The organism is Dietzia massiliensis (assembly GCF_018390595.1).
In the GTDB taxonomy this organism is placed as follows: Bacteria; Actinomycetota; Actinomycetes; order Mycobacteriales; family Mycobacteriaceae; genus Dietzia; species Dietzia massiliensis.
Map to the genome: position 1 here is coordinate 47,342 of NZ_JAHBAV010000001.1, position 23,016 is coordinate 70,357.

The following is a 23,016-nucleotide window of genomic DNA, read 5'->3' on the forward strand; positions in this document are numbered from 1 at the left end:
CGCTGCGCGGCTCAGACCAGCCGGACCACCATGGGTGAGATGCCGGCCATGCGGACGGGCGAGATCTTCACGACGTCCCCCGACTGCGGGGCCTCGACCATCTTGCCGTCGCCGAGGTACAGCGCCACGTGGCCGGGCCAGAACAGCATGTCGCCGCGCTTGCGGGTGGCCACCGGGTACTGCGGGCCGGCGGTGTACTGATAGCCCGTGTAATGGGGCAGGGCCTTCCCGATGCCGGCGAAGGCGTAGATCATCAGGCCGGAGCAGTCGAACCCGATCTTGTTGTAGTCGCCGTGGCTGTCGGCGACGCCGCCGTCGCGGATTCCGCGCGTGGGCCCGTTCGCGTCTCCCCCTCCCCAGGCGTACGGGACGCCGAGCTGGGAGAGCGCGCGGTTGACGACGGTCTCCACCCTCGCGTTGCCCGAGGGCGTGCCCGGGTCCCCGCCGTGGCCGGTGCCCGGGGACGCGGGCCCCTGGGCGATCGACCCGAGGTCGGCGCGGCCGATCGCGTCGGCGACCTGCTGCACGATCGCGTCCGTGTCGCCGCGGATGCCCGCGTCGACGGCGGCTCCCACGCTGCCCGCGTCGACCGCGCCCCCCACCGCCCCGCCGAGAGCGCGGGTGGCCTGGTCCGAGGACCCGCCGGCGAACTGGCGCACGGCGCCCAGGTCGAGATGGGCGGGTAGGGCGGACGCGATGTCGGCGGCCTGCTCGCCCGCCTCCGGCTCGGCGGCGAGGACCTGCAGGGCCTCGGCGCGCATGGCCTCGGCCTCGGCGTCGATCCCGGAGGCGGGAACCGACGGGGGCCCCGCCGGCGTGGCCCCGGACTCCGCGAGCGCGGTGCGGTGGTTCTCGAGTTCGCGGGTCAGCTCCGCGACCCGCTCCTCGAGTCCGGCGACCTCGGCGGCGACCCGGGACACCTCCGACTCGGCGGCGTCGCGACGGGCGGCGGCGTCGGAGTACCGCTGCTGTGCCGCGTCGCGGGCGGTGACCGCCTCGGCCTCCCGGCGGGCGGCCTCGTCGGCCGCGGCGACCATCTCCCCGACCACGTGACGCTGGTCGGCCGCCGCGCGACGGAGGTACTCCTGGCGCAGGCCGGCCTCGCCGGGCCCGCCCGGGTCGAGGATCGCCGACGCGGCGCCGGGCGCCGTGCCCTGCCGGTGCAGCAATCGCGAGTAGTCGTCGAGTGTGCTGCGGGCGGACTCGACACCGGAGTCGGCCTGCGCGCGCTCGGCGGACGTGCGATCGGCCTCGGCGATCGCGCGATCGAGGTCGATCCGGGCCATCTGGAGATCGACGAGGGTCTTGTTCACCCCTTCACGCTTGACCGCGATCGACTCCCGGGTGCCGTCCAGTCTCGCGGTGGCGTCGGCGACGGCCCGGATGAGACCGGAGATGTCGCCCGCGGCGACGGCGGAGACCCCCTGCGCACCCGCGGCCGGGGGGTGCAGCAGCCCGGAGGCCGTTCCCAACACGAGCGCCGCGGCCAGGGCCGCGCGACCTGCCGCCCACGACGGGCTCTTCGGCTGCCGTGCCACGGGGGCACGGCGGGACGAATGCTCAGGCTCCACGTTTCACCTTCCGCTGACCGCACCGGGGTGCGGCTGACCGCGCGCCCCGCACGGCGGGACGCGTGACCGGGGCGGCGCGGGCTCCGGTGATGCCTTCCCCTGCGCCACTGGAGTTCGTTACCGCCTCGGGAGAACCGATGGTTCCTTAAGCACCGTAAGTCACAGCGAACACATGTGAAACAGCAGGCGGAAAAATACACTGCTGTAACTATTTTCACAGCAGTGCGACGCGGCGTGTCGCCGGGCCGGACCGCGCGCGTGACGACGTCCGCTCAGCGTCGGAGGGGCAGCGGCGGACGGTCAGCGGCGGACGGTCAGAGGAGGGCGGTCACCGGGTGCGACGGCGCAGGGCCACCACGAAGGCGACGAGCGCCACCACGGCCAACACCAGGGTCACCGCCGTGACGGTCCCCCACGGCGGGGTCGGCGCCGTGACCTTGTGCGCGAAAACCGCGGCGGAGGCGACGGGGTCGAACTCCTCCCACGCGTCGTCCTGGCCCGCCTCGAGCCGGTGCCGCGGGATCGTGTCGCTGGAGCTGCCGATGAAGGCGGGTGTGCGGACGAGGATCGTGCCCTCGTACTCCTCGTTGAGGAACGTCGCCACGTCGCGCGCGTCCGTGTAGACCGCCGCGGGGGCCTCCGTGTAGACGACCTTGAGGTCGAGGCCGCGATCCGCCGCCTCCTCGACCACCGTCCGCAGACCCTCGACGAAGGGCTCCGGGGCCGACACCCCGTCGTCGGCGAGATCCGCGACGACCGCCGGGAAGTCCAGCCACTGCGGGACCTCGTCCTCGCCCAACGACGGGATCGGCCCGGCCTCACGGGCGAGCGTCACTACGTCATCGTCGGGGTTGTCCACGCCCGATATGGTGCCATCTCGTCGTCGTCGCACCGAACCCACGCGCCGACGGCGCGACAACCGCAGTGCCGTTCCCACGTTCGGGCGTGCCGGGTTTATACAGAACGTCCGTACTGGTAAATTGGGGGCCGCAGACGGATGGCAGGGTCCACAATGGACCGTGTGTCCGCCCCGGCGTCGCCGCCCGACACACACGAGGTGGCGGCTCCGGGAGGGATGACGAATCGACATAGACACCACGAGTGGAGCTGACGTGACAGCAAGCATTGACAGCTTCGGCGCCAAGGGGACCCTTGAGGTCGGCGACGAGGCCTACGACATCTACCGCCTGTCGGCGGTCCCGGGAGCGGAGAAGCTCCCTTACTCCCTCAAGGTCCTCACCGAGAACCTCCTGCGCACCGAGGACGGGAAGAACGTCACCAAGGCGCACATCGACGCCCTGGCGAACTGGGATCCCAACGCCGACCCGGACACCGAGATCCAGTTCACGCCCGCCCGCGTGATCATGCAGGACTTCACCGGCGTGCCCTGCATCGTCGACCTCGCCACGATGCGCGAGGCCGTCGAGAAGCTCGGCGGCGACCCGGACAAGGTCAACCCTCTCGCCCCCGCCGAGATGGTCATCGACCACTCCGTGATCATCGAGTCCTTCGGTGACCACAGCTCGTTCGACAAGAACGTCGAGATCGAGTACCAGCGCAACGAGGAGCGCTACCAGTTCCTCCGCTGGGGCCAGGGCGCGTTCGACGACTTCAAGGTCGTCCCCCCGGGCACCGGCATCGTCCACCAGGTCAACATCGAGTACCTGGCCCGCACGGTCATGGTCCGCGACGGCGTCGCCTACCCCGACACCTGCGTGGGCACCGACTCCCACACCACCATGGAGAACGGCCTCGGCGTCCTCGGCTGGGGCGTCGGCGGCATCGAGGCCGAGGCCGCCATGCTCGGCCAGCCGATCTCCATGCTCATCCCCCGCGTCGTGGGCTTCAAGCTCACCGGCTCGATCAAGCCGGGCGTGACCGCCACCGACGTGGTCCTCACGATCACCGAGATGCTGCGCAAGCACGGCGTCGTCGGCAAGTTCGTCGAGTTCTACGGTGCCGGCGTCGCGGCCGTGCCGCTGGCCAACCGCGCCACCATCGGCAACATGAGCCCGGAGTTCGGCTCCACCTGCGCCATGTTCCCGATCGACGGCGAGACCATCGACTACCTGCGCCTCACGGGCCGCGACGAGGAGCAGCTCGCTCTGGTCGAGGCCTACGCCAAGGAGCAGGGCATGTGGCTCGACCCCACGGCCCCGGAGCCCGAGTTCTCCGAGTACCTCGAGCTGGACCTCGGCGACGTCGTCCCGTCGATCGCCGGCCCCAAGCGGCCGCAGGACCGCATCGAGCTGTCCGACTCCAAGAGCGCCTTCCGCAAGGACATCCACAACTACGTCGGCGACGACGCCACGACGCTCGAGGACACCCAGAAGGGCTCCACGCAGTACGGCGACGTCCCGGCCGAGGGCGCCACGCTCGTCCACGCCGAGGAGGGATCCGTCCGCGCCGACGCCTCCGCCGGCGCCGAGGGCCGGCCCTCCAAGCCGGTCGAGGTCACCGTCGAGGGCGAGGAGATGGTGCTCGACCACGGCATCGTCTCGATCGCGTCGATCACCTCGTGCACCAACACGTCCAACCCGTCGGTCATGATCGGCGCCGGCCTGCTCGCCCGTAAGGCCCACGAGAAGGGTCTGACCGCCAAGCCGTGGGTCAAGACCTCCATGGCTCCGGGTTCGCAGGTCGTCACCGAGTACTACGAGCGCGCCGGCCTGTGGCCGGACCTGGAGGCCCTCGGCTTCCACCTCGTGGGCTACGGCTGCACCACCTGCATCGGTAACTCCGGCCCGCTGCCGGAGGAGATCTCCAACGCGATCCAGGAGAACGACCTCACCGCGACCGCCGTCCTGTCCGGCAACCGCAACTTCGAGGGCCGGATCAACCAGGACGTCAAGATGAACTACCTGGCGTCCCCGCCCCTGGTCATCGCGTACGCGATCGCCGGCACGATGGACTTCGACTTCTCCAGCGACTCGCTGGGCAAGGACCACGACGGCAACGACGTGTTCCTCAAGGACATCTGGCCCACCTCCGAGGAGATCGAGGAGACCATCAAGGCCTCCATCTCGTCGAACGAGTACAAGTCCAAGTACGCCGACGTGTTCGCCGGCGACGAGCGCTGGCGCGGCCTCGACACCCCTGACGGCAAGACCTTCGAGTGGGACGAGAAGTCGACCTACGTCCGCAAGGCCCCGTACTTCGACGGCATGGAGATGGAGCCGGAGCCCGTCAAGGACATCAAGGGCGCCCGCGTCCTGGCCAAGCTCGGTGACTCGGTCACCACCGACCACATCTCGCCGGCCTCGACCATCAAGCCGGGCACCCCGGCGGCGCAGTACCTCGACGCCAACGGTGTGGAGCGCAAGGACTACAACTCCTTCGGCTCCCGCCGCGGCAACCACGAGGTCATGATCCGCGGCACCTTCGCCAACATCCGTCTGCAGAACCAGCTGCTGGACGGCGTGACGGGCGGCTACACCCGCGACTTCACCCAGGAGGGTGCGCCGCAGGCGTTCATCTACGACGCCGCGCAGAACTACGCCGAGAAGGACATCCCGCTCGTCGTGCTGGGCGGCAAGGAGTACGGCACCGGCTCCTCGCGTGACTGGGCCGCCAAGGGCACCCGCCTGCTGGGCGTGCGCGCCGTGATCACCGAGTCGTTCGAGCGCATCCACCGCTCCAACCTCATCGGCATGGGCGTCATCCCGCTGCAGTTCCCCGAGGGCGAGTCCCACGAGACCCTCGGGCTGGACGGCACGGAGACCTTCGACATCACGGGCATCGAGGAGCTGAACAACGGCACCACGCCCAAGACGGTCAAGGTCACCGCGACCAAGGAGGACGGCTCCACCGTCGAGTTCGACGCCACCGTGCGCATCGACACCCCCGGTGAGGCGGACTACTACCGCAACGGCGGCATCCTGCAGTACGTGCTGCGCAACATGATCAAGGGCTGATCCCCTCACACATCGACGGCGGTGCGCGGTACTCCCTGAATCGGGCGAGGAACTGCGCACCGCCGCGGTGTATCCGCGAGAAAGGTTGTGAGATGCCCAGGGTCAGCCAGGACCACATGGACGCCCGACGCCGGCAGATCCTGTCCGGCGCCCGTGAGTGCTTTGCCGAGTACGGGTTCGAGGGGGCCACCGTGCGCCGGCTGGAGGAGGCCACCGGCATGAGCCGCGGCGCCATCTTCCACCACTTCGACGACAAGGACGCCCTCTTCCTCGCCCTGGCCCACGACGACGCCGCGGCGATGGCCGCCACGGTCGCCGAGCAGGGCCTCGTCCAGGTGATGAGGGAGATCCTCGCGGACCCCGACGAGTTCTCGTGGCTCGGCACGCGTCTGGAGATCGCCCGCCGAATCCGTACGGACCCGGAGTTCCGGGAACGGTGGACGGACCGGCAGGCGGAGGTGGACGCGGCGATCGTCGCTCGACTCCGCGAGCAGAAGGCCTCCGGTCGGATGCGCACTGACATCCCGGCCGACGTGCTGCGGGTCTACCTCGACATCATCCTCGACGGACTCATCACGCACCTGGCCACCGGCCGCGGCACCGAGCACGTCAGCGAGATGCTGGACCTCGTGGAGGCGTCGCTGCGCACCGGTCAGGGGTGACAACGCGCGCCGGGGCGTACGTTGTAGCGCATGAGCACACCCCAGACGTACGTCCCGACGATCGAACTGAACGACGGGCGGTCGATCCCGCAACTCGGGTTCGGCACGTTCCAGGTCCCGCCCGCGGACACCGAGAAGGTGGTCACCGACGCCATCGAGGTCGGGTACCGGCACCTCGACACCGCGCAGATGTACGGCAACGAGGAGGGCGTGGGCCGGGCGGTGGCCGCCTCCGGGATACCGCGCGAGGAGTTCTGGATCACGACCAAGCTCAGCAACACCTTCCACGAGCGCACGGCCGCCCGTGAGGCCACCGAGCGGTCGCTCGAGGCGCTCGGCGGCCGGATCGACCTGTACCTCGTCCACTGGCCGCTGGCCATGCACAACGATGTCGCGCGGGTCTGGGAGGCCATGGAGGAGATCCGCTCCGACCTGCCCGTCGACTCGATCGGCGTCTCCAACTTCACGGAGGCGAACCTCGCCCGTCTCGCCGATGCCGGGCTGAGCACCCCGACGGTCAACCAGATCGAATCGAACCCCTACTTCGTCAACGACGAGCTCCGCGCCGCCTGCGTCGAGCGGGGCATCGCGGTGGAGGCGTGGAGCCCGCTCGCCCAGGGGTCGGTGTTCGGCGACCCGCAGCTCACCGCGCTGGCCGAGCAGGTCGGGCGCACCGTCTCCCAGGTGGTGTTGCGGTGGGTCCTGCAGCGCGGGGACATCGTGTTCCCGAAGTCCTCCAACCCCGCGCGGATGCAGGAGAACCTTGAGCTGTTCGACTTTGAGCTGACCGACGAGCAGATGGCCTCGGTCTCGGCGCTGCACAACGGCACGCGTTCCGGCCCGGACCCGGACGTCTTCGACTGGCGCGGCTGAACCCTCACCGAATCCGCAGGCGAAGGCCGGCGGGATGTGGGCGACGGGCCCTAGAGTCGGTCCATGACCACCACCGACGTGCCCGACCGGGCGGAGCGCGACCGCGCCACCACGGCCCCGGTCCTGGCCTCGTACGCGGCGGGCAGCCTGGGTACGGGCGCGTTCGGCACGCTGCCCGGCCTGGTGCTGGCGTACTACCTCACCGACTCGATCGGGGTCGCCGCGGCGGTGGCGACGGTGCTCGTGCTGGTGCCCAAGGTCGTCGACGTGCTCGCCTATCCCCTCATCGGGGCGATCTCCGACCGCGCGTCGCACCGCACCGGCTACCGCACGGGCCTGATGCTGTCCGGCGCCCTGGCGCTTCCGGTGCTGTTCGTCGCGACGTTCGCGGCGCCGACGGACTGGAGCACGGGCGCGGCGGGCGTGTGGGTGATGGGCTTCTTCCTGCTGGCCTCGCTCGCGTACTCGTGTTTCCAGGTGCCGTACCTCGCGCTGCCGGCCGAGCTCACCGAGGACGCCGCCGCCCGCGTGACGGTGTTGGCGTGGCGAGTGGCGGTGCTCGCCGCGGCGATCCTGCTCACCGGTAGTGGCGGCCCGGCGCTGCGGGACGCGGCCGGCGGCGGGGCGACGGGGTACGTGGTGATGGCCGCGGGCGTGGCCGCGCTGATGCTGGTGGGGATGCTGTGGTCGACGTTCGTGGCCGGCCGCCGCACGATCATGCGCGCCGACGCGCCCGCGGGCGGCCTCGCCCACGAGTACCGCGACGGCCTCGACGCGCTGCGGACCACCCGGCCGTTCCGGCTGCTGGTGGTGGTGTTCTGCCTGCAGGCGGTGGCCACGGCGGTGATGCTCGCGGGCGGTCAGTACGTGGCGACGTACGTGCTGGGCGACGAGACCGCGTTGACGGGCCTGTTCCTGGCCCTCGTGGGGCCGGCGTTGCTGGTGATGCCGCTGTGGGCGCGGCTCGCGCACGCGCGGGGCAAGGTGCCGGCTCTCGCCGCGGCGACGGCCCTGTTCACGCTCGCCACCCTCCTGCTCGTCCCGGCCGGGTTCGCGCCGGGTGAGTGGGTGCACGTGCCGGTGGCGTTGGCGGGCGTCGCGTACGCGGGCATGCAGGCGCTACCGATGTCGATGCTGCCCGACTGCACCGACCTGGACCGCACCTTGGGGGGACGACGACGAAGTGGCGCCATGAGCGGCCTGTGGACGGCCTCCGAGACCGGCGCGATGGCGTTGGGGCCGGTGGTCGTCCTCGCCCTGCTGGCGGTCGGTGGTTTCCGGTCCGGCGGGGTGGCCGATCAGCCCGGGTCGGCGCACTGGGCGATCGTCCTGGCGTTCTCCCTGGTCCCCGCGGTCCTCGCGGCGACGAGCCTGCTGCTGATCCGGACCCTCGGCAGGTCCTATCCCCGATGGACGGAGCGCGCATGACCCCCGATCCCCTGGCCCTCGAGATCGCCGACCGTGGGGAGCACGCCCTGGCCCGGTTGGCCGCGCTGCGGGCGCAGGATCCACCCACGATCGGTGGGCGGGTCATCAGTTATGTCTACGACTCCGGGCTGGAGGAGCTCGACGAGCTGGCGACCCGCGCCGCCCGCTTGGCGCACGGGGTCAACGGCCTGGATCCCACGGTGTTCGCCTCGGTCGCCGAGATCCACGGCGGGATCGTCGACCGCGTCCGCGCGATCCTCGGTGGTGCGCCCGGCGGCGCTGCACGTGGTGGCGATGCGGCCGGTGGCGATGCGGCCGACGGCGGTGAGGTCTACGGCAGCGTCACCTCCGGCGGGACCGAGAGCTGCATCCTCGCCTGTCTCGCCGCCCGCGAGGTCTCGGGCCGCGAGCCCGGAAGCGGTGGCACGATCGTCGCTCCCGTCACCGCGCACGCCGCGTTCCGCAAGGCCGCCCACCTGCTGGGACTGCGCTTCGTGGGCGTCGAGGTGGACCCGTCGACGGGGCGGGTCACCGCGGAGGAGTTGCTCGCCGCGGTCGACGAGCACACCGTGCTGGTCGTGTGCTCGGCCCCGGCCTATCCGAACGGGGTGATCGACCCGGTCGCCGAGGTCGCCGCCGGGCTCGAGGCACGCCAGGACCCGCGGATCGGGCTGCACGTCGACGCCTGCCTCGGAGGGCTGGTGCTGCCGTACTGGCCCGCGGCCGGAGCTGCGCGGTGGGACCTGCGCGTGCCGCGCGTCACGAGCATCTCGGCGGATCTGCACAAGTACGGCTTCGCCCCCAAGGGCACCTCGGTTCTGCTCAGCCGTGGCCGGGAGCGCCACCGCGCGTCCTGGTTCGCCACCGTCGCCTGGCCGGGCTACCCCGTGGTCAACCCGACGCTCGCCGGGTCGAAGCCCCTCGAACCCGCGGCCGCGGCGTGGACGGTGCTCGAGGCACTCGGCGACGACGGGCAGCGGGAACTCGTCGCCCGCACCGCCCGCGCCACCGACCGCCTGGTCGAGGGGTTGTCCGCCATCGAGGGACTGCGTGTTCTCGATCGCGACCCGGGTCCACTCATCGCAGTCGCCACCGACGACACCGTCCCCGATGGCCGACGCGTCCACCCCCACCTCTGGGCCGACGCCTGCGGTCGGAGGGGCATCTCCGTCCAGGCGCAGCCCGCCCACCGCCAGGAGCGGGGCGCCTTGTCGTCGTCGTCTCATCTCACCGTCACGCCGGTGACCGAACGGCTGGTCGACGACATCCTCCTGGTGGCGCGTGAGGCCGCCGACGAGGTACGCGGTCAGGGCGCGCCGACGCCTCCGGCCGCGTTCGGCGACGTCCTCGCCGCGCTGGACTCCGGCGCCCTCTCCCCCGGCGATCTGCTCGCGCTACCGGAGGACGACGTGCACGCCATGGTGTCGGGGGTCCTCGCGGACGCGCCCGGTGTCGGAGCGGGCGGCGGCATGGCTCCACTCATGGCGGCGGTCGAACGCCTCCCCGCCGACGTCGGGGCCCGGCTCGTCCGCGCCTACCTCGCGGCCGTCATGGAGTGAGCAGACGAGAACCGCCCCCCGACTCGAGGTCGAGGGGCGGTGCGCCGTGCGGGGTGCGTCAGACGAAGACCGCGATCGCGACGTTGACGATGCCGAGCACGCCGGCGACGTGGGCCAGCGTCGCGGTGGTGCCCTGCGCGCGGGCCTCCTTGCGGACGCCGAGGATGGCCACCACCAGGATGGCGATCGCGATGACCAGCTTGATGCCGATCTTCATGTGGTTGACGTCGACGTCGTCCATCTCCCGCAGGCCCACCAGCAGCAGGCCGGTGACCACCTGCAGGATTGCGCCGTGCAGGATCGCCTTGTTGACGTGGGGCGCCTTGATGGTCGCCAGCCAGCCGCCGATGATGCCCGCCAGGCCGATGAAGTGCAGGATGAGCACGATGTTGAAGACGATGTCCATACGGCGATTCTCTCAGGCCGGAGGGACATAAGGCCTGGTAAGGGTGGCCTATGTGACCGGCGAATCGACGGCGCGCCTCGGGCCGGGGATCGAACGGCGGGCGTTCGGCGGCGCCGGCCGGCTAGTACCGGGTCAGGTGTTCTCCTGTCGCGGCAGAACCACCACCGGACAATGGGAGTGCGGGACGACGTGCTGGCTCACCGACCCGAGCAACATCCCGGCGAAGCCCCCGCGCCCCCGTGATCCCACGACCACGAGCCGGGCATCTCGAGACGCCGCGACTATCGCCTCCGCCGGGTGGCCACGCATCACCGTCTGCTGCACCACCGCATCCGGACCGAGGGTCTCGCGCACCGTGTCGGCCAGTACCTGCCTCGCTTGCGCCTCGAGTTCCGTGGCCGACTCCCAGCCCGACATCGCGTACGGGCCGTACACGGGCGGGACGTCGAACACCGTCAAGGCGACCAACGGCGCCTCGACAGTGCGTGCATGGTTCGCCGCCCAGGTCAGGGCCCGGCGCGAATCTGGGCCACCGTCCACCCCGACGACGACTGGTCCTGTGTCCATGAGCGCTCCTCCTTCGACGAGTTCGTCGACGGCGCTGGACATGTCGTGCACCGACGACACCTCTCACCGTAGTCGGGTTGCCCTGGCAGCGCGCAGTTACGCTCGTTCGACGATCTCCATGTACTCCTGGCTCCACAAGTCCTCCGTGCCGTCCGGCAGGATGATGACCCGCTCCCGAGTGCGCCTTGTTGGACTGATGTGAACGGGTTGCGCGTCTTGAAGCGTGGCTGTCGGAGTAGTGCACTAGGGTTTCTTTAGTCACACGCGCTATCAGGAGGTCGGTCAACGGTGCGGCAGGACAGCGAGCGCTGGACCGAGGTTTCCCGGTCGGCTTTCGACCATGAAAAGCAGGGGCTGGCACTGCTGGCGGGCGCGGTTCCGGACTCGTCCCCGTACCGTGTGTGGGCCAACTTCGAGTTCCAGGACTCTCACGGGCAATGGCACGAGGTGGACGCCCTCGTGGTGGGCCAATCCCGGATCCATCTGCTGGAGCTGAAGTCCTACCATGGCCGGCTCGGCGGGGATGAGCACCTGTGGGTGACCGAACGTCGCGGCCGGGTGGATCGCATGCGCTCCCCCATGGTCGCCACCCGTCGCAAGGCCCAGCGCTTCAAGTCTCGGCTCGAAGAGGAGATCTCCAAGATCGCCCGGGACCCGGAGAACACACGAATGGTCCGCGAGGCGGCGGCGAAGTTCGGCAGGATCCCGTGGATCCAGGAAGCGGTGTTCCTCCACAACCCGGCCATCCGATCCTCGTTGCCCCCCGGTAAGGCGCACAACATCTTCGGCGTGGACCCCGCCGATTTTCCCTTCGAGACCCTCGACACCGGTCTGCCACCGATCAGTGAGCGGATCCAGGAACCCTCCGGCGGCAGTCGCATCAACGAGCTGCAGGAACTGGTCATCGCGGTGGCCATGCAGTCGATCGCTGGAATCGCGGTACGCGATCAGTACGCCGGTTCCTTCCTCCTGCACGACCGGTTGGACTCTCCCGATCCCCGGTTCCACGAGTGGGACGGCGAACACAAGGAGACAGGCGACCCGATCCGGGCACGAGTGCTCAACCTGGATTCGGTGGCTCACGAGGGCCAGCGGCTGAGCATGCGCAAGAACCTGCGCCGCGAGTACGAGTTGCTCGCAGGGCTGAACCATCAGCACATCGTTTCCCCGCGGAGCATGGAGACCCTCCGGGGTACTTCCGAGGAAGTCGTCGTCTACCCGGCGCTACCGGAATACCAGCCGCTGGACGTCGCTCTGCCGGGTGCCCGACTGTCTGCTGCCGAGCGGGCCGAGATCGTCCACCAGGTGGCCAGCGCCGTGCTCTACGCCCACCAGCATCAGGTGGTTCACCGCGGGCTGGACCCCGCCACAGTCCTGCTTAACGTGGAGCGTGTGTCCTCCCTTCCGGTGGACCGCCCCGGGCGGATCGAGGTCAAGGTCGACGGCTGGTCACGGGCCGGAACGACGGAAGCGTCCGGCACGGTCCTGGGGGCCACGGGGTCGGCTGTGACCAGCGTCAGCGTCGACGACGCAACAGCGGTGTTTCAGGCACCCGAGGCCTCGGGGATGCACACGCCGGACCGGCTCGCTGCTGACTTGTTCTCGTTGGGCGCGGTGGCGTACTACGTCCTCACCGGCGCGGAGCCGGCCTCAGACCGATCCGACCTGCTCGATCGCCTCGAGCGCGACCGGGGTCTGGACGTAACCGCGGTGACCAACGAATTCGACCAACACCTCCGAGATCTGGTCAAGACGGCCACCGCGCCCGTGGTCTCTGATCGGATCAAGAGTTTCCTGCCCACCAGCGCGACGCCCGGAGACACTCCGGTGCGCGTGTTCGTCGAGAAGTGGGACTCGGCAGCGGGCCAGGACGACACCCGCGCATCGAGCCCGCAGATGGATGCTGCGGCTCCGATGATCGACGGCAAGATCGCCGACCGGTTTGTGGTGAAGCAGGTCCTCGGCTCCGGCTCGACGGCACTGGGAATCCTGGTCGAGGACACGGACGACCCGGACGGTCCCCCGAAGGTGCTCAAGGTGGGGCGTGACGACCAGGCAGCCGCTCGTCTGCGTGGGGAAGCGGAGGTACTGCGCTCGCTGGCCAAGGGACTGCCAGCCAAGTACTCGAAGCTGTTCGTGTCGCTATTGGCAGACCCCATGGTGGTCCACAACAACCGTACCTGCCTGGTGCTGTCCAGCTGCGGCACAGTCACCCTGGCCGGTGCACTCCAGTTGGGTCCGGTCGCCCAGAGCAGGTTCTGGAAGTTCGCCGCCAATCTGGCGGACATGCTAGTGGCCCTGGAGGCGGCGGGCGTGGCCCACCGGGACATCAAGCCCTCCAACCTCGGAATACGACGGCCGGGCAAGAACGCGCACCTGGCGTTGTTCGACTTCTCCGCCTCCCGCGAGTCCCTGCACCACACCGAAGTGGGGACGGGCGCGTACAGGGATCCGTTCCTTGGCCGCCACGGGCGTCGCACCGCGGACTCGGCGGCCGAGCGGTACGCCGCGGGAGTGGTGCTCTTCGAGATGGCCACGGGGAGTACCCCGACGTATGGGGACGGACTCACGGACCCGTCCCTGACGGACGGCCGGGTGGCCATCGACCAGGACACCTTCCCCGCTGAGTGGAGCGACGAGGTCGTGGACGCCATGACGGCGATCTTCCACCGGCTCCTCGACGGCGACGTGCGCAGCCGCTACGGCTCCGCAGAGGAGTTCCGTGACGCGCTCGCTACGGCGACTTCCCTGTACGGCGGCGATCAAGAGCGTTCCCCCCGTCATGCCTCTCCCACTACAGAAGCTACTAATGCGACGGTGATCGGCAGGGACGTCACTGCGCGAAGGGGCGACACACTGACCGCCACGACTGTCGCGCTCCCGGGGATGGGGCAGCTTGCCGACGAGTTGCTGGCGCAATCGGGGAGCTCCCGCACATCCGACTACAAGCTGGTCCGGGCGATCCTCGGACTCGCAGATGACTCACCAGCAGATCCCTTCCAGGCGATGTCGGCGTTCGCGGAGACATTGCGGGTGACGCAGGGCCGGATTCCGCAGATCACCGGCAAGTTCCCGGACTTGTGGAAGTCCTCTCCCCTTCTGCGGGACTCATTCGAAGCGATTTGCGGAGCCATCCACAGCGAGATTGTTCGGCGGGGAGGGGTCGCCAGTATCCGTCAGCTCGCCGCCGCTCTGGAGCAGCTCCTGGGCTCCGACCCCAGCCGTAGCCGCGAGGATTTCGAGCGACTGCGGCTGGGCATTTTGCGCATGTTCGATCTCGGTCTGCACCGCGCCGCCGATGGGGCCGGCTCGGGAGTCGAGCTGATCCGGCGCGGCCGGATAGGTCACGTCATCGGCATGACGCTGCACCCGGAATGGGCCAAACCGCTCGCCTCCGAGGTGCACCAGGCCGCGCGAGACCTGCTGCAGGAGCCAGGGGTCCAAGTGGTCTCCCCCGAGCTGGTCGATCAGGAACTGGGTTCAGTCGCCACAAGCGTGCTGAGCAAACTCGCGGTTTCCCGGGAACGGGTTGGGATCGAGACACTTCGGGAACTCGCCGTCGCTGGTGACCCGGATATGTCGATCAACACGGCGGGGGAACTGTACTCGACCCACATTGAAGTACGAGACCTCATCAGCCTGACGCTGCCCCAGGCTGCACGGGAGTTCTCTCTTGAGCTCCTCTCGGACTCGATCCGGGCCAGGTTCCCGCAGCTTGCTAGTCGCGCACCTCGGCGCGACGACGTGGAAGCGGTGCTGTCGGAGGCCATGCCAGGCATGGCGTACGACTCGGCACGCCGAGTCTTCCGGTACTTCTCGGACACGCCGGCTGGTCTGAGCGCAGTTCTTACCCGAACCCCGTCCTCGCACCGGACCCGGGTCGGCGCCGGCGAAGATCCCGTGGTGGAGCAACTGAGCAGGGCGCTCTCCGGAGCAGGTTTCGTCTCCGTGTCGGTGCCATATGGGCGCAGTGACGAGATCGCAGACCAGCTCGCCATGCACGTCGGAGGTCAGGTGGTGGACCTGTCCGACAAGGTGCTGGGCAGGCTCGACGAAGCGCTCATCGCGAGCGGGCAGGAAAGCAAACGCGATGAGGTCCTGCAACTCGCCCCAGACCAGCTGCGGCCGGTGATGGAGACCCATGTTCGGTCGGTCCTGGACGAGGTGGATGCGTTGCCCGACCCCGTGGTGGTCCTCACGGAGGCATCGCTGCTGGCGGGGTATTCGCAACTCGATCAGCTCTCACGGTGGACCAACCTTTCCGCCCCACCGCAGCGGCCGGTGGTGCTGATCACCAGCCGCCCCACGGATGCCCCGGGGCAGCCGGATCAGGTGGAGGGCCGACAGTTGCCGATCACAAGTGATTCGCAACTCGTCAGCGTCTAGTCGTTTATCACTTCTCAAGATCGTTCGGATGGCCCGGTTTCCGGAGCCGCCCTCAAGGAAAGGATGTGCCACATGGCTGGTCGTGCGCGGGGCGGGCGGAAGGCTCAGGATCAGACGTTGACGCAGGCGTTGCAGCCGGTGGTGCGTGATTTGGTTGAGGACATGCGCGAGCGGTTGGAGGACGACGCCGACCAGGCGGCTGTGTGGAGGGCGCGGCATGCCGGGTTGGTGGAGGCACAGCGCACTGGTGCTACATGGACAGATTGGGTGGAGGACCAGCTCACGCAGGCTGCGGTGGGGTGGGTGCTCACCAGCGTGTTTGTGCGTTTCTGTGAGGACAACGACCTGCTGGGGCGACATAAGCGGTGGATCAGCGGCGCTGATGCTGATGGGCGGGCCCGGGCGGTGGATGAACAGGAGCGGTTTTTCACGCAGAACCTTGATCAGGGGTTCCGCGGGTATCTGAGGTATGCGTTTGCGCAGCTTGAGCGTTCTCCTGCTGCCGCGTCACTGGTGGGTGAGCATGCGGCGATCCACATTGCTGAGCCGAGTGATCAGGCCGCGCAGCGGTTGGTGGAATTCTGGCGCCAGGCTGACGCGGAGAATGCGACCGTGTGGGCATTGCAAGATCCGCAGCTCGATACGCGATTTCTTGGCGATATGTATCAAGATTTGTCCGAGTACGCGAAGAAGAAGTACGCGTTGCTGCAGACACCGGAGTTCGTGGAGGAGTTCATTCTCGATCGCACCTTGACGCCGGCGTTGGTGGAGCGTCGTCCTCGCCGTCCCCGGGTTGAGGATGATGGGCGCACTACTCCGGTGGACTTCAAGGTCATTGACCCGACGTGCGGTTCGGGCCACTTCCTCCTCGGGGCGTTCGGCCGATTGCTGGACTATTGGCGACAGAATGAGCCGGGGCTTGATCCGGCGGAGCATGCCCGGCTGGCGCTGGAGTCGATTCACGGGGTGGACATCAATCCGTTCGCTGTCGCCATCGCCAGGTTCCGACTGGTGGTAGCGGCGCTCCAGGCGATGGGCATGTCGAGTCTGTTGGACGCACCCCAGCTGCCGCTAAACGTATACGCGGGTGACTCGTTGCTGTGGAGCGAAGACTCGGCTGGCCAGTCCGGTCTTGAGTACGGCATCTCCTTCGACCCGGACGCGGTGGCGAGTGGCGCGCAACTGACCACCGAGGACGTCGAGGCTCTGCGTCGAGTTTTGGCGCGGGATCAGTACGACGTGGTGGTGGGAAATCCCCCCTACATCACGGTCAAGGACAAGGCGCTCAATCAGCGTTACCGCGAGTTGTACAGCTACTGTAAGGGCACCTACGCACTCACGGTGCCGTTCATGGAGCAATTCCACGCCCTCGCCAAATCCGGAACACTGGACAAGTTGCGTGCGGGATGGATCGGACAAATCACCTCTAACTCGTTCATGGCGCGCGAATTCGGCGTCCCTCTCATCGAAGAATTTTTGCCGCGGAAGGACCTTCTCGAGGTAATCGATACCTCCGGCGCCTACATCCCCGGCCATGGCACGCCAACGGTGACGCTGGTGTCGCGGAACCGGCCACCACAAGCAGACTCTGTCCGCGCAGTCTTGGGAATCCAAGGCGAACCGGGAACACCGGACGACGCCGCGCAGGGTCTCGTATGGCGAAGCATCATCGAACACATCGACTCTTCGGGATACGAAAATCAGTGGATTAGCGTTACTAGCCTAGAGCGGCAGGGGTTGACCAACCATCCGTGGTCGTTGCAGGGTGGGGCCGCCCCGGAAGTGACAGCACGCCTAAGTAAAAACCGAGAAGTGCTCGAGGGCAGGCTGGGCCGTCGGATAGGGTTTGCGAGTTTTCCTGGTCTAGACGATGCGTTCTTTGCTCCGAAGAACAGCTTTGTGGCTCGTGGGATTGAGCTCGACGTCCTGCGAGACTTGGTTGTCGGCGAGGTGGTGCGGGATTGGGATATACGATCCACCGAAGTCGCTCTGGCTCCGTACGGAAACGATGCCGGACTAATAGCTCTCGATCAGCATTCCGGTTGGCATCGTTGGCTCTGGAGAAATCGCCGTCTGCTTCGAGCAGTCACGGGGTTCGCTGGAGAAACTCGGGAATCAGCAGATTCCGCCTGGTGGGGGTGGTACCGCTGGGTGGCTGAGCGATACCGGACTCCCCTGTCCATCACGTTTGCTTTTGTTGCGACGCATAACCATTTTGTGTTGGACCGGGGCGGGAAGGTATTCAAGCAATCCGCGCCGGTGATTAAGTTGCCGGAGGGTGCTGGTGAGGACGAGCATCTCGAGCTCCTCGGTGTACTGAACTCGTCGACGGCGTGCTTCTGGCTCAAGCAAAACTGCTTCGGCAAAGGGCTTGGAGGCGTGAATCAAGAGTCGCGACATGAACTTTTCGACGAGTTCTTCGAGTTTACTGGGACGACGTTGAAGGATTTCCCGCTTCCTACGGGGTCTGCTCTGGACCGTGCGCGGCGAATTGATGGCCTTGCACAGGAGCTGACGGCGACCGAGCCGGCGGCGTTGTTGGAGCGCGAACTGCCGTCGGCGGAATTGTTTGCTCGTGGCGAGGCGGAGTGGGAGCGCATCCGATCGCTGATGATCGCCGAGCAAGAAGAGCTCGATTGGCAGGTGTATCACCTGTACGGGTTCACCGGGGCCGATGAGTCGCTGCCTGTAGGCGAAGTTCCGGGCATCGCGCTGGGTGAACGTGCATTTGAGATCGCTCTCGCACGGAGGGTGGCTGCCGGTGAGGCGGAAACGGCGTGGTTCGAGCGGCATCGCTCCACCCCGATCACTCAGATCCCTGAGCATTTGCCCGAGGAGTACCGGAAGGTTGTGGAGCGTCGGCTTGAGTTGATCGGACAGGATCGGTCGCTGGAATTGTTGGAACGGCCCGAGTACAAGCGGCGCTGGTCCTCCACCCCGTGGCAGGACCGGGTCCGGCAGGCGCTGGCGTCGTGGATTCTGGACCGGCTCGAGAACCCGCAGTTGTGGAAGGCCGGCAACGGGTATCCGCAGCCGCAGTCAGTGCGTCAGCTCGCCGCACGAGTAGAGACCGATCCACTGCTGGAAGGCGTGGCCGGGGCGTTGGAGTTGTGGTCGACCAAGCGTCAAGCCGGGGTGTTGGCCAACCTTCTCGACCTGTTGAAGGACGAGGCGGTACCCCATCTGGCTGCAATGCGGTTGAAAGACTCCGGGCTGCGGAAATTCGCTGCGTGGCAGGACACCTGGGACGCCCAGCGGGCTGAGGACCGTGGCGAGATCACCACTGCCGAGGTGCCGGTTCCTCCCAAGTACACCTCGGCCGATTTCCGGAAGTCGTCCTACTGGCAGGCGCGCGGCAAACTCGACGTGCCCAAGGAACGGTTCATTTCCTACCCCGACGCCTCCGGGCCCGATGATCCCACCCCGATGCTCGGGTGGGCAGGCTGGGACCACGCAGAGCAAGGCATCGCGCTGCTGTCGCTGTACGACGACCGCAAAGATGACACCCCGACCGAGCAACTCGTCCCGCTTGTAGCCGGACTGGCCGAGGTCATGCCCTGGATCAGGCAGTGGCACTCCGGTATGGACGCCACCCTCGGACTGGACTGGGCCGACTACCTTAACGGCCAACTGGCCACCCTCGCCGACAACGTGGGCGTTGCCGTCGACGACCTCGCCAACTGGCGGCCCGCCCCAGCGACCCGCGGCCGCAGACGCGCCGCATCAACCGCTACTGCACCCGTTACGGAAAGCTAGACCCATGGCCTTCACCCCACCCGGCGCCCCAGCACCCGGCACAAGCCCCTCCCTGCGGGAGATCTTCTCGATTCCCGACCATTCGGGTACCTCGACGTTCGTACTCCAGCTCTCCGAGGCCACTACCGCCGACGAATTGGGCGCCACCCTCGCCGACTACGTGGTGACCCCCTCTATCGCCGACGCTTTCGACGCCGCACTCGCCCTGGTCGACAGCGCCATCGCCGAAGGAGAGAACAAGGGAGCCTTCCTCAAGGGCTCCTTCGGCTCCGGTAAATCGCACTTCATGGCTGTGCTCATGGCCTTGCTCAGCGGAAACCCTCAAGCCCGGATGATCCCCGAGCTACAAGAACACGTCGCCCGCCACCCCCGTGCGACGAACTCGACAATCCTCACCTTGCCCTTCCACTTCCTCGGCTCCGACTCCATCGAGGACACTCTCTTCACCGGGTATCTAGAGCAGCTGGCCGAGCTGCACCCCGGCGCCACCCCGCCAGTTCTGCACCGCGCCGAAGGGCTGCTGGAGAACGCAGAACAGATGCGGGCGACCGTCGGAGACGAACAATTCTTCGCGACCCTCGCGCAAGCGACCACAGGACCGGACGGGACCACCTCGTCGTCGTCGACACCTGGCGGCCTCGACCTGGCAGCGCTCGGCGGCGCTCCCGCCCGCACCTGGGACACCGCCACCTACGATCGCGCCCGTCACCCCGCGGCCGACCGCATCGACCGCGACCACCTCATCTCCGCACTCAGTCAGACCTGGTTCACCTCGGCAAGCACCAACACCGACTGGCTGCACCTACCCGACGGTCTCGCCGCCATCTCGGCTCACGCCAAAGGGCTCGGCTACGAGGCCGTGGTGCTGCTGCTCGACGAACTCATCCTGTGGCTGACGTTCCACTTCTCCAACCGCGACTTCTTCGGTCGGGAGATCCAGAAACTCACCGGATTCATCGAATCCGCGCAAGGACGCATGTCGATCCCCGTGGTGAGCTTCATCGCCCGCCAGCACGACCTCAAGGCATGGAAAGACTCCTCCATCGAAGCCGGCGAAGCCGCCAGCATCCGCGAGAAGTCCATCGCCCACCAGGAAGGACGCTTCTCCTCCATCACCCTCGGGACGGCCAACCTTCCGCAGATCGCGCATCGCCGACTCCTCTCACCCAAGGATGCTTCAGCAGCAGCCGCACTCCAGGAATCGTTCGACAAGCTGCACCTGTCGGCCGCCGTCAAGCCGGTCCTTCTGGACAAGGTCAACACCGACGATCAGCACCGCGGCTCCAGCGAAGACGACTTCCGGCTCACCTACCCGTTCAGCCCCGTCCTCATCGACACCCTCATCAACCTCTCCTCCGCCATGCAGCGTGACCGAACCGCGCTCAAGGTAATGGAGACGATGCTCGTCGACCTCGCCGACACCATGACCATCGACCAGGTCATCCCCGTCGGTGAAGTGTTCGACTACATCATCGAAGGCAACCAGCGCGGCGGCGCCGACGAGGCAGTGGCCGCGCGGTTCCGGACCGCGCGTACCCTGTGGCACGACAAGCTCCGGCCTGCGGTGTTCGCGCAGTTCCCCGACCAGGACCCGGCAGTTCCCGACCTGCAGCAACCACGCGGTGTTCGCGCCCGGCTGCGGCTGGCCAAGACGCTGCTGCTCTCGGCTTTGGCGCCCGAGGTGCCCGGTCTCAAGGCACTCACCGCCAGCCGGCTCGCGCATCTCAACCATGGTGAGCTCACCGTCGTGGTGGCCAGCGATGCTCCCGCCCAGGCGCTGCAGGCGGTACGCGAATGGAACACCTCGGTCCCCGAGATCACCGTGGGCACCGACACCACCGACCCGCTCATCTCCATCACCCTCGAAGAGCTGCCGTTCGACGAGATCCTCGACCGCGCCCGGGCCGAAGACACCTACCCGCGGCGCCGGGAGCGGCTCAGGTCGATCCTGATCAACGAACTCGGAATCGAGTCGGTACCGGTTCAGCAGGACAGCGCCCGCAGCACGCAGATCGTATGGCGTGGAACCACCCGCACCGTCGAAATCGCCTTCGGCAACGTCCGAGACCCCGAGTCCGTACCCGACCACCTCGTCTCCCCCGTGGCGCCCGGGGCGTTGCGGGTGATCGTGGATCTCCCCCTCGATGACGACGACAAGTACGGCGTCACCGATGACCACGCCCGCCTCGACCGGATGCGCGCCGACGGCCTCGACGCGTTCAGCCTCGCCTGGCTGCCCGCGTTTCTCGACCGCAAGCAGATGGAGGACTTGGGAAGGCTCGTCACGATCGACTGGGTGCTTCAGCCGGAGAAGTGGCGTGGCTACACCAGCTACCTCGCCGAGGGTGACCGCGAGCGGGTGCGGCAGGTCATGTACACCCAGCGCGACCAGCTCGCGGGGCAGCTCGCGGCCATTCTGCGACAGAAGTACGGCGTCACCGGCGGTGAGACCTTCCCCGAAGGGCAACCTCCCGTCCGTTCGATGGATACCACCGTCGACGTCCAGAGGCCCGTGGGCGCGACCCTCGGTGAAGCCGCACGGCGCCTCTACGAGCAGGCCTTCGACCAGCGGTACCCCGACCACCCGCGGTTCGACACCACCACCGCGCTCACCCAGGCCGATTTCGGTCGCGCCCTCGAGACGCTCCGAGCGTCCGACTCCCACGCGGACGGTCGGGCGAACTTCGACAAATCCGTACGCCGCTCCGTGGCGCTGGTACTCGGAGGACTGCGGGTAGCCAACGTGTACGAGGCACACCTGGTGTTCCCCAGCTCGGAGTTCTCTACGTTTGCAGGACAGATCGACCGGGGACTGCAGGACAGCGGACTCGGCCCAGACGCCCACGGCACCGTCACTGTCGGGGACCTCACTCAGGTGATCGACAAGCTCCGGCAGACCGCGGGGCTCACCAAGGAAAGTCTCGTGTTGCTCGCCGCTGCGTGGGCCGAGTCCCGAGACCGGAGCTGGTTCCTGCACAACGCGCCGATCGCGGCTCCCGCATTCAAGGACATCCAGCTCCACCACCAGCTCCGCGAGCCCGTCCTGCCCGCGCAGGAAGACTGGACCCGTGCCGTTCGGGCTGCCCAGCACCTGTTCGGGCTGCCCGAGCGGCACCACCTGTCCCCCACCAACCTCACCCGCCTGTCTACCGAGGTGGCCAGCTACGCCGCCGAACACAAGCAGGGCAGCGAGGACCTGGTCCAGCAGCTCTCCAAGCTGAGTGCGCGACTGGAGCTGCCGGAGGATGGGGCCCGGCTCGCACTTGCCCGCCGGCAGGCAGAACTCCTCCGGACTCTGGCGACAAAGAAAGACCGGCCCGGAGAACTCGTTGCAGCCTTGGCCGCCACCGAGGAGTCCGGCAACCGGTACCTCGGCGCGACAACCACAGAGGCGAGCCTGTCCATCACCAGCGCCGCTGACGTGGCCGCGGTGGCACGGAACGTGGGGCAGAGCCTTGAAACCCTGCTCGCGGGACGCGAAAGGCCCGGAGCGTTGGGGGCGGACGCTCAGACGATCGTGTCCGGGCTCGCCACCGGCGTGGGCCAGCACGAGTTCGTGACCAACTTGGCCACCGCGGTGGGCAAGTTCGAGAAAGCCGCTCAAGCGTGGATTACCAAGGTCGTGGGATTGGTTGATCCTTCCCCGCCAGTCGACCCTCCCCCGCCAGTCGTTCCTGATCCGCCAGACGATCCGGTGCATCCCGATCCGCCGAATCCGCCGGTTTCGGCAACGGAGATCGAGATCAGAGGCAGTGGCACCCGCCGTCACTTCTCGGCCCAACGGTCGCAAGTGGCGTCGGCAGTGGAGACCGCCCTGAACGAGCTCCGAGAAGCTCATGGCGAGCACGTTCGCTACCGCATCGACATCGCGGTTGAGGAGGACCAAGCGTGAGC

General features: G+C 67.9%; 12 protein-coding genes. 8 read left to right on the forward strand and 4 right to left on the reverse strand.

Annotated features, from left to right (window positions below; translation table 11 throughout):
• Positions 1-11 precede the first annotated feature (11 nt).
• Positions 12-1,538: an NlpC/P60 family protein gene (locus KHA85_RS17760; RefSeq protein ID WP_308936804.1), complete on the reverse strand. Its 1,527-nt coding sequence runs from the start codon at positions 1,536-1,538 to the stop codon at positions 12-14.
• A 361-nt stretch (positions 1,539-1,899) separates the two neighbouring features.
• Entirely contained in the window at positions 1,900-2,430 is a 531-nt protein-coding gene (locus KHA85_RS00240; RefSeq protein ID WP_213184388.1) for an Rv1476 family membrane protein, read from the reverse strand.
• Between the two features lie 253 nt (positions 2,431-2,683).
• Here KHA85_RS00240 and acnA point away from each other — a divergent pair, with 253 nt between their 5' ends.
• From acnA to KHA85_RS00265, 5 genes are all read left to right on the forward strand, one after another.
• Entirely contained in the window at positions 2,684-5,485 is a 2,802-nt protein-coding gene (acnA, locus tag KHA85_RS00245; protein WP_213184389.1) for an aconitate hydratase AcnA, read from the forward strand.
• 92 nt (positions 5,486-5,577) lie between these two features.
• Entirely contained in the window at positions 5,578-6,147 is a 570-nt protein-coding gene (locus tag KHA85_RS00250; RefSeq protein WP_043568887.1) for a TetR/AcrR family transcriptional regulator, read from the forward strand.
• 30 nt (positions 6,148-6,177) lie between these two features.
• A complete protein-coding gene (locus KHA85_RS00255; protein WP_213184390.1) occupies positions 6,178-7,020 on the forward strand; it encodes an aldo/keto reductase in 843 nt (280 codons plus the stop codon).
• Between the two features lie 63 nt (positions 7,021-7,083).
• Entirely contained in the window at positions 7,084-8,448 is a 1,365-nt protein-coding gene (locus KHA85_RS00260) for an MFS transporter (protein ID WP_213184391.1), read from the forward strand.
• Positions 8,445-10,007 (forward strand): pyridoxal phosphate-dependent decarboxylase family protein, encoded by a 1,563-nt coding sequence (locus KHA85_RS00265; protein ID WP_213184392.1) that lies wholly within the window; start codon positions 8,445-8,447, stop codon positions 10,005-10,007. The genes KHA85_RS00260 and KHA85_RS00265 overlap by 4 nt, the downstream gene beginning before the upstream one ends.
• A gap of 58 nt (positions 10,008-10,065) precedes the next feature.
• Here the strand turns inward: KHA85_RS00265 and KHA85_RS00270 are convergent, their stop codons facing one another.
• Complete coding sequence (locus tag KHA85_RS00270; RefSeq protein WP_131885935.1) at positions 10,066-10,413, reverse strand: hypothetical protein; 348 nt, start codon at positions 10,411-10,413, stop codon at positions 10,066-10,068.
• Positions 10,414-10,545: 132 nt separating this feature from the next.
• Positions 10,546-10,980 (reverse strand): universal stress protein, encoded by a 435-nt coding sequence (locus KHA85_RS00275; protein WP_213184393.1) that lies wholly within the window; start codon positions 10,978-10,980, stop codon positions 10,546-10,548.
• A gap of 288 nt (positions 10,981-11,268) precedes the next feature.
• On the opposite strand from KHA85_RS00275, the gene KHA85_RS00280 reads away from it, so the two are divergent.
• The 3 genes from KHA85_RS00280 (at position 11,269) to KHA85_RS00290 (ending at position 23,014) form a co-directional block, all read left to right on the forward strand.
• Entirely contained in the window at positions 11,269-15,366 is a 4,098-nt protein-coding gene (locus tag KHA85_RS00280; protein WP_213184394.1) for a protein kinase domain-containing protein, read from the forward strand.
• A gap of 72 nt (positions 15,367-15,438) precedes the next feature.
• The gene (gene pglX, locus KHA85_RS00285; protein WP_213184395.1) at positions 15,439-19,122 is read left to right on the forward strand and encodes a BREX-2 system adenine-specific DNA-methyltransferase PglX; all 3,684 of its coding nucleotides are present in this window, start codon (positions 15,439-15,441) and stop codon (positions 19,120-19,122) included.
• Positions 19,123-19,126: 4 nt separating this feature from the next.
• On the forward strand, positions 19,127-23,014 hold the full coding sequence (locus KHA85_RS00290) for a DUF6079 family protein (RefSeq protein ID WP_213184396.1): 3,888 nt from the start codon (positions 19,127-19,129) through the stop codon (positions 23,012-23,014).
• Positions 23,015-23,016 lie beyond the last annotated feature (2 nt).